Origin of the sequence: Aquabacterium sp. (assembly GCF_034003525.1) — a bacterium.
Taxonomy (GTDB): domain Bacteria; phylum Pseudomonadota; class Gammaproteobacteria; order Burkholderiales; family Burkholderiaceae_C; genus Aquabacterium.
The window spans coordinates 1-6,560 of sequence record NZ_JAVEYN010000053.1 but is presented as its reverse complement, the minus strand read 5'-3'; the positions used below and the strand labels follow the sequence as shown (position 1 = coordinate 6,560).

General features: G+C 61.6%; 7 protein-coding genes. 4 read left to right on the top strand and 3 right to left on the bottom strand.

Annotated features, from left to right (window positions below; translation table 11 throughout):
- Positions 1 to 1,329: DUF3363 domain-containing protein (locus tag RBT42_RS16415; protein WP_320367093.1), on the top strand; the 1,329-nt coding region annotated here is incomplete at its 5' end.
- Positions 1,330 to 1,397: 68 nt separating this feature from the next.
- On the opposite strand, the gene RBT42_RS16410 is transcribed toward RBT42_RS16415, so the two are convergent.
- The 3 genes from RBT42_RS16410 to RBT42_RS16400 all read right to left on the bottom strand — a co-directional run bounded on the left by RBT42_RS16410 (position 1,398) and on the right by RBT42_RS16400 (position 3,967).
- Positions 1,398 to 1,745 (bottom strand): DUF4148 domain-containing protein, encoded by a 348-nt coding sequence (locus tag RBT42_RS16410; RefSeq protein WP_320367091.1) that lies wholly within the window; start codon positions 1,743 to 1,745, stop codon positions 1,398 to 1,400.
- A gap of 128 nt (positions 1,746 to 1,873) precedes the next feature.
- Complete coding sequence (locus RBT42_RS16405; protein ID WP_320367089.1) at positions 1,874 to 3,283, bottom strand: heavy metal sensor histidine kinase; 1,410 nt, start codon at positions 3,281 to 3,283, stop codon at positions 1,874 to 1,876.
- Positions 3,284 to 3,967 carry a heavy metal response regulator transcription factor gene (locus tag RBT42_RS16400; protein ID WP_111868794.1) on the bottom strand — a complete coding sequence of 228 codons (684 nt, stop codon included), beginning with the start codon at positions 3,965 to 3,967 and terminating at the stop codon, positions 3,284 to 3,286.
- Between the two features lie 127 nt (positions 3,968 to 4,094).
- On the opposite strand from RBT42_RS16400, the gene RBT42_RS16395 reads away from it, so the two are divergent.
- From RBT42_RS16395 to RBT42_RS16385, 3 genes are all read left to right on the top strand, one after another.
- The gene (locus RBT42_RS16395; RefSeq protein WP_246881439.1) at positions 4,095 to 4,460 is read left to right on the top strand and encodes a hypothetical protein; all 366 of its coding nucleotides are present in this window, start codon (positions 4,095 to 4,097) and stop codon (positions 4,458 to 4,460) included.
- Entirely contained in the window at positions 4,457 to 5,887 is a 1,431-nt protein-coding gene (locus RBT42_RS16390; RefSeq protein WP_210570223.1) for a TolC family protein, read from the top strand. Before RBT42_RS16395 ends, RBT42_RS16390 begins: the two co-directional genes overlap by 4 nt.
- Positions 5,888 to 5,903: 16 nt before the next feature.
- Positions 5,904 to 6,560 (top strand): multicopper oxidase domain-containing protein (locus RBT42_RS16385; protein ID WP_320367078.1); only part of this gene is annotated, 657 nt, incomplete at its 3' end.

Sequence of the window (6,560 nt, the reverse complement as noted above, 5' to 3'; positions counted from 1 at the left end):
CGGCACCGGGCCGCCGAGCTGGCGACCGAATGGCTAGGGCCGCGCACCGAACTGGAAATCCAGCAGACCTTGCAGCGGGAGGTGGAACAGGAGCGGTGGACGAGCCTGGATCACACGCTGCAACGTGAAGCTGGCGACGATGGTCGCGTGCAGGTCAGACGCTTCAACGAACCGAAGCTGCAACGCCAGCGTCTGCTGCTGATTGGCCGCTTGCAATGCTTGCAGCGCCTGGGCCTGGCCGACGAAGCGCAGCCTGGCACCTGGACCACCCATGCCGATGCCGAGAAGACCTTGCGCGCTCTGGGTGAGCGTGGCGACATCATCCGCACCATGCAGCGGGCCATGGGCGGCCAGCCGCGCGAGCTGGCGGTGTTCGAGCCGGGTGACGATGGAAGAACAATCATTGGCCGCGTGGCCGCCAAGGGGCTGGCCGACGAGCTGCGCGACCGGAGCTATCTGGTCATCGACGGCGTGGACGGCAAGGCGCACTACGTCGCGCTCAACGCCCGCGACGAACCCGCAAACTATCCGACCGGCGCGGTGGTGGAAGTACGTGGTTCCGCCGAGGTACGGGCGGCAGATCGCAATATCGCTGCGCTGGCCAGCAATGGGCTCTACAGAACCGATCATCACCTGGCAATTGCCCAAGGTCAGGCGCAGGCCGGCCGTGATCCGCACGAAGTCGTTGCCGCGCACGTTCGCAGGCTGGAAGCCCTGCGCCGGGCCGGCATCGTGGAACGTATTGCCGAGGGGCTGTGGAAGGTACCCGACGACCTGCCCGAGCGTGGCCGCCAGTACGATGCGCAACGCCTGGGCGGCGTAGCCGTGGAGCTTAAATCGCACCTGCCCATTGAGCGGCAGGCGCGCGTGATTGGGGCTACCTGGCTGGATCAGCAGTTGATCGGCGGCGGCTCGGGGCTGGGCAACCTGGGGTTTGGCGGCGAGGCGAAGCAGGCGATGCTGCAACGCGCCGATTTCCTGGCCGAACAGGGGCTGGCCGAGCGGCGCGGTCAGCGCGTGTTCCTGGCGCGCAATCTGCTGACGGTGATGCGCAATCGGGAAGTGGCGCAGGCCGGGAAGGACATTGCCGCCGAAACCGGGCTGGAGCATCGGCCTGCGGCAGATGGCCAGCGCGTGGCCGGTATCTACCGCCGCAGCGTGATGCTCGCCAGCGGGCGCTACGCGATGCTCGATGACGGGATGGGATTCAGCCTGGTGCCGTGGAAGCCGGTGATTGAGCAGCGGCTGGGACAGCAGATCGCCGCGACGGTGCGCGGCGGTGGGGTGTCATGGGAAATTGGACGGCGGCCTGGGCTGTCCCGAGGTTAGTCAGGCCGACGCCAGCGATCCCACAGAATGGATTCAACGTGCTCTGCTGGAGCACCAACTGGGGGCTATCAACCCCGGGAGTAGAGACGCAGACGCTCGGAGCGTTCGGCAGGTGACTCGTTCAGCATTTCGTTGATCACTTGCTGACGAGTTTTCCCTGGGCCCACATTAGGCACAGGCATTGGGTAGTTGCTCTCGCCATAAGAAAGAAGTCCTTGCTGCATGGCAGCCTTGGCTTCCGCGATGACCTGCTCTCGCGTTTTCTCGCTCTTGAAGTGTTCCGGGTGAACGATTACGCCCTGTTCATTGTTGGCAGGATGCTCATATGCTGCCGAAGCCATCCCTGGAAGGCCCAGAGCAACTACTGCGGTTGCGGCTGCGATCATGGAAGAAAGGGAGAGGCGTTGTTGGGTCATGGTTGAAGCTCCTAAGGAAGAAGGTGGACGAAACTTGCATCTCTCATGCCTTGGTCGGGCGTTGAGGAGATGTGTTCATCGTAGGGAGCGCACCCCAACAGAATCCGGACAGCCAGATGAGATTGTTGTCAGCTTGATGGCTGTGAGCCACGGTGAGGAAACATCAAGGTGAAGCAGGTTCGCCCGTCGCCCGACGTCGCCGTGACGCTACCGCCGTGGGCCTCAGCGATGGCACGTGTGATGGCCAGGCCCAGCCCGGAGCCATCGGAGTCCGGATGGGCCCTGGAAGCATCGGCTCGGTAGAAGCGGTCGAACAGCCGGGGCAGGATCTTGGCATCGATGTCGGTTCCAGTGTTCTCCACGGCCACTGTCGTGGTTTGTGCCGTGCTGGTGATACGGATGGTGATGTCGCCGGCCTCGGGCGTGTAACGCAGGGCATTGGACAGCAGGTTGCTCACCGCACGGCGGAACATCAGGCGATCGCCTTCGACCTCGCCGTCTCCTTTCAACTGGAGCCGGATGCGTTTTTCCTCGGCCACGGCCTCGTAGAACTCCAGCAGCGCCAGCGCGTCCTGGCGGGCGGAAAACCGCTCCTTGTGCGGCAGATCCACGCCGCGCTCGGTCTTGGCTAGGAACAGCATGTCGGACACCATGCGTGCCAAACGCTGAAATTCCTCGGCATTGGAGGCCAGGATGTCGCGGTACGTCGCGGCATTGCGCTTGGTCGTCAGCGCCACCTGCGTCTGCGTCAGCAGGTTGCTGATGGGGGTGCGCAGCTCGTGCGCGAGGTCCGACGCGAAATCGGTAAGGCGCTGGAAGTCCTCCTGCAGGCGGTCCAGCATGCGGTTCAGCTCTTGCGCCAGATCGGCCATTTCCACCGGCACGGCCTCAACTGGCATGCGCTCGGACAATTTCTGACCTGTGACCACGGCTGCGCGTGACTTCATTTCACGCAGAGGCGCCAGACCTTGACGCGCCGCGAGCCACGACAGTAGCCCACACACGATGATGGCCGCGATCACGTAGAACGCCAGACTGCTGCGCAGCTCAGTGAGGAATTGGGTGTGGTGTTTTGTATCCGCTGCGATCAACACCTGCAACGCTGATGCGGAGTAAGCCGGGGCAGTTCCAAAGCTCAATGTGTGGAACTCGGTATCGTGGTGACGCCAAACCCCGAAAACACTCGTCTCCTCGGTACTCAGGGCATCGCCGCTTTGCACATTGAGGTTGGATGTTGACGATTGAAAAATGCGCTCTCCCTGGGGGTTCTGCACCAGGACATAGAGATCATGGTGATAGTTCAAAGCTTCGCTCAAGCGCAAGCTTGCGTCGTCCACTGAGTTGGCATTGCCAAGAATTTCCTCGATCAAATGCCGCTTTTCCTGCAGAGCCATCCGGTCCAGTTCGACGAAATGCTGCTCAATTTCCACCAGAAAAAGACCTCCCAACCCAAGCACCACAGCAGCTGCCACCACGGTGAAGAACAGGGTGAGGCGACGGGTCAGCGAAAGCTTGCCCAAACGCAGTTTCGACTCCACCTATTCTTCCTCTGGCACGTCCAGCACATAGCCCATGCCGCGCACGGTCTGGATGAGCTTGAGGGGTTGGCCTTCATCGATCTTCATGCGCAGGCGGCGCATCGCCACTTCGATGACGTTGGTGTCGCTGTCAAAGTTCATGTCCCACACCTGCGAGGCGATCAGGGACCGTGGCAGCACTTCACCGTGTCGGCGCATCAGTAGCTCCAGCAGGCCGAATTCCTTGGCCGTCAGATCGATACGCTTGCCGTTGCGGGATACCCTGCGGCGCAGCAAATCCAGTTCCAGGTCGGCCACTCGCAGCGTGGTGCTCTCGTTGCCTGCATGGCCGCGCCGCAGGATGATGCGTACCCGGGCCAGTAACTCGGCAAACGAGAACGGCTTGACAAGGTAGTCGTCGGCCCCGAGTTCCAGTCCTTTGACACGATCTTCCACTTGATCGCGGGCAGTCAGGAACAGGACGGGCATTCCGATCCCCCGGTCACGCAGGGCTTGCAGCACTTGCCAGCCATTCAGGCCAGGCAGCATGACATCCAGGATCAGCAGGTCATATTCGCCCTGCAGGGCCATATGCAGGCCATCCGCGCCGTTGGGCACGAGGTCGGAAATGTATCCAGCTTCTGTCAAACCCTGACGCAGGTACTCACCCGTTTTGGGCTCGTCTTCGACGATCAATATTTTCACGTGTGCGCTTCCGTTCAATGCTTTGGCGAGAGTTTGCCAAGTTTGAGGCGTTCTGACAGGTAGATAACAACAATGTAATTTTCAGAACATCTGAATGAAAGGGTGGTCTCTCCAGAATCTCCACATCATGAGATCAAAGATTCTTTTAGAGGAGACCATGCTCACTTCCAGTTACCTGCCGCCCTTCAGGGCTCTGTTGCCTTCGACACTGGTGTTGTTTGCGGGGGCAGCTTTCGCACAAGCTCCAGCAGATACCGAGGCTCCCAAGCCTGCACCGCTGGCAACGTTGCAATACGCGTCCCCTATCGGGGCTTATCAGGGCTATGCGGATCAACCGGTGCAATCCTGGCGCGAAGCCAATGATCGTGTGGGCCAGATTGGCGGCTGGCGCGCCTATGCTAAGGAAATCAAGTCGGGCGAGCCCGCGTCCGCCAAGGATGCTGCTCCTGCTAGCGATCCCCACACGGGCCATCACGGGGGAGGAAAACCATGATGCCTTTGCGTGCCACTCATGCCAAATTGGCTCTGTCCGCACTCGGATTGGCAGTGCTGACGGGATGTGCCAGCGTCAGCCTGGATCAGAACATCAATCGCGTCAACGACGAAGCTGGCAGTTTTACCGGGGGCAAGCTCGCGTTGGCTCGTACCCTGGATGAACGCGACCAGCGTGCGCAGGCCGCTCAAGCCTTGCTGGCGCAGCCTTTGGAGCAGAAAGATGCTGTCCAGTTGGCCTTGGTGAACAGCCCATCCCTGCAGACCCTTCTGGCGCAGGGTTGGGCAGAGTCGGCGGATGCCGCGCAGGCCGGGCGGATTGCCAACCCCATTTTCAGTTTTGAGCGCATGGTCGCAGGCGATGAGCTGGAGTTTGGGCGCGCTTTGTCCTTCGGCTTGCTGGATCTTTTGACGCTTCCCGCACGGCACGGCGGCGCTACCCGGCGCATTGAGCAAGCGCAATTGCGTCTGACCAGTGATGTGGTGGATCAGATCACCCGTGTGCGCCAGTCCTGGGTGCGGGCCGTGGCCGCGCAACAAACGCTCAAATATGCCAAGCAGGTCTATGACAGCGCGGAAGCAGGAGCGGAACTGGCCAAGCGCATGCAGGCGGCGGGCAACTTCAACCGGATTACCCGTGCACGGGAGCAAGCTTTCTACGCCGATGCCGCCACCCGGCTGAGCGCAGCGCAGCACCAGGCTACGGCCAGCCGCGAAGAACTGGTGCGACTGCTGGGGCTAGATGAGGCGCAGGAACAAACGCTTAAGCTGCCGGAGCGATTGCCGGAGCTACCTAAACAGCCAATGGAGCCGCAGACGGTCGCCTTGCAAGCAACCCAGGCGCGTCTGGATATCCGCTTGGCCCAATCCGCGCTCAATGAGGCCGTCAAGGCCCAGGGTCTGAACATGGTGACCAGCTTCACCGATATCGAACTCACCGGGCGTCGCAACACGACCTTTGACAACGCTGAGGGCACTCGTTCTACTGCGCGCGGCTGGGAAATCGACGTGCGTCTACCCCTCTTCGATTGGGGTGGGATGCAGCGCGATGCGATGAATGCACGCAGCCTGGCTGCGGCCAACCAGCTCGAAGCCACCGTGCGCTCTGCCGGCTCCAACCTGCGCGAGAGCTATTCGGCCTATCGAACCGCCTACGACGTGGCGCGTCACCACCGCGATGAAGTCGTGCCGCTGCGCAAGGTGATCTCGGAGGAAAACCAGCTTCGCTACAACGGCATGTTGATCAGCGTCTTTGAGCTATTGGCCGACGCGCGCGAGCAGATCAGCGCCGTCACGGCCGCCATTGATGCGCAACAGCAGTTCTGGCTGGCCGATGCCGCCATACAGGCATCCGTGATCGGGCGCCCCACCAACACCACGTTGTCAGTCACGTCCAGCGCGCCCAGTGCGGGCGATGCGGGCCACTAAAGCAAAGATTCATGTCATGACATCCAGAAGAGATTTTTTCAAATATGCGGGCATCGCAGGCGGAGCGGTCGCGGCCAGCTCGGTGAGCCGCGTGGCCATGGCGGCATTGCCCGAGCCGGTGATCCAGACCAGCCCGAACACCATGGCGCCGCTGGTGCCCAACTCGGGGCGGCCCTACAACCCGGTGGTCACACTTAACGGCTGGACACTGCCGTGGCGGATGAATCAGGGCGTCAAGGAGTTTCACCTGGTCGCCGAGCCTGTGGTGCGCGAGATGGCGCCTGGCTTCAAGGCCCATTTGTGGGGCTACAACGGCCAGAGTCCCGGGCCCACCATCGAAGTGGTGGAAGGCGATCGCGTTCGCATTTTTGTGACCAACAAGCTGCCCGAGCACACCAGCATCCACTGGCATGGACAGCGTTTGCCCAATGGCATGGACGGTGTGGCGGGATTGAACCAGCCCGCAATCCAGTCGGGCAAGACCTTCGTCTACGAGTTCGTGGCGCGCCGCCCGGGCACCTTCATGTACCACCCGCATGCCGATGAAATGACCCAGATGGCCATGGGCATGATGGGCTTCTGGATCACGCACCCCAAGGCCAAGCATCCGCTGATCGACGAAGTGCACCGTGATTTCTGCTTCCTGCTCAGTGCTTATGACATTGAGCCAGGG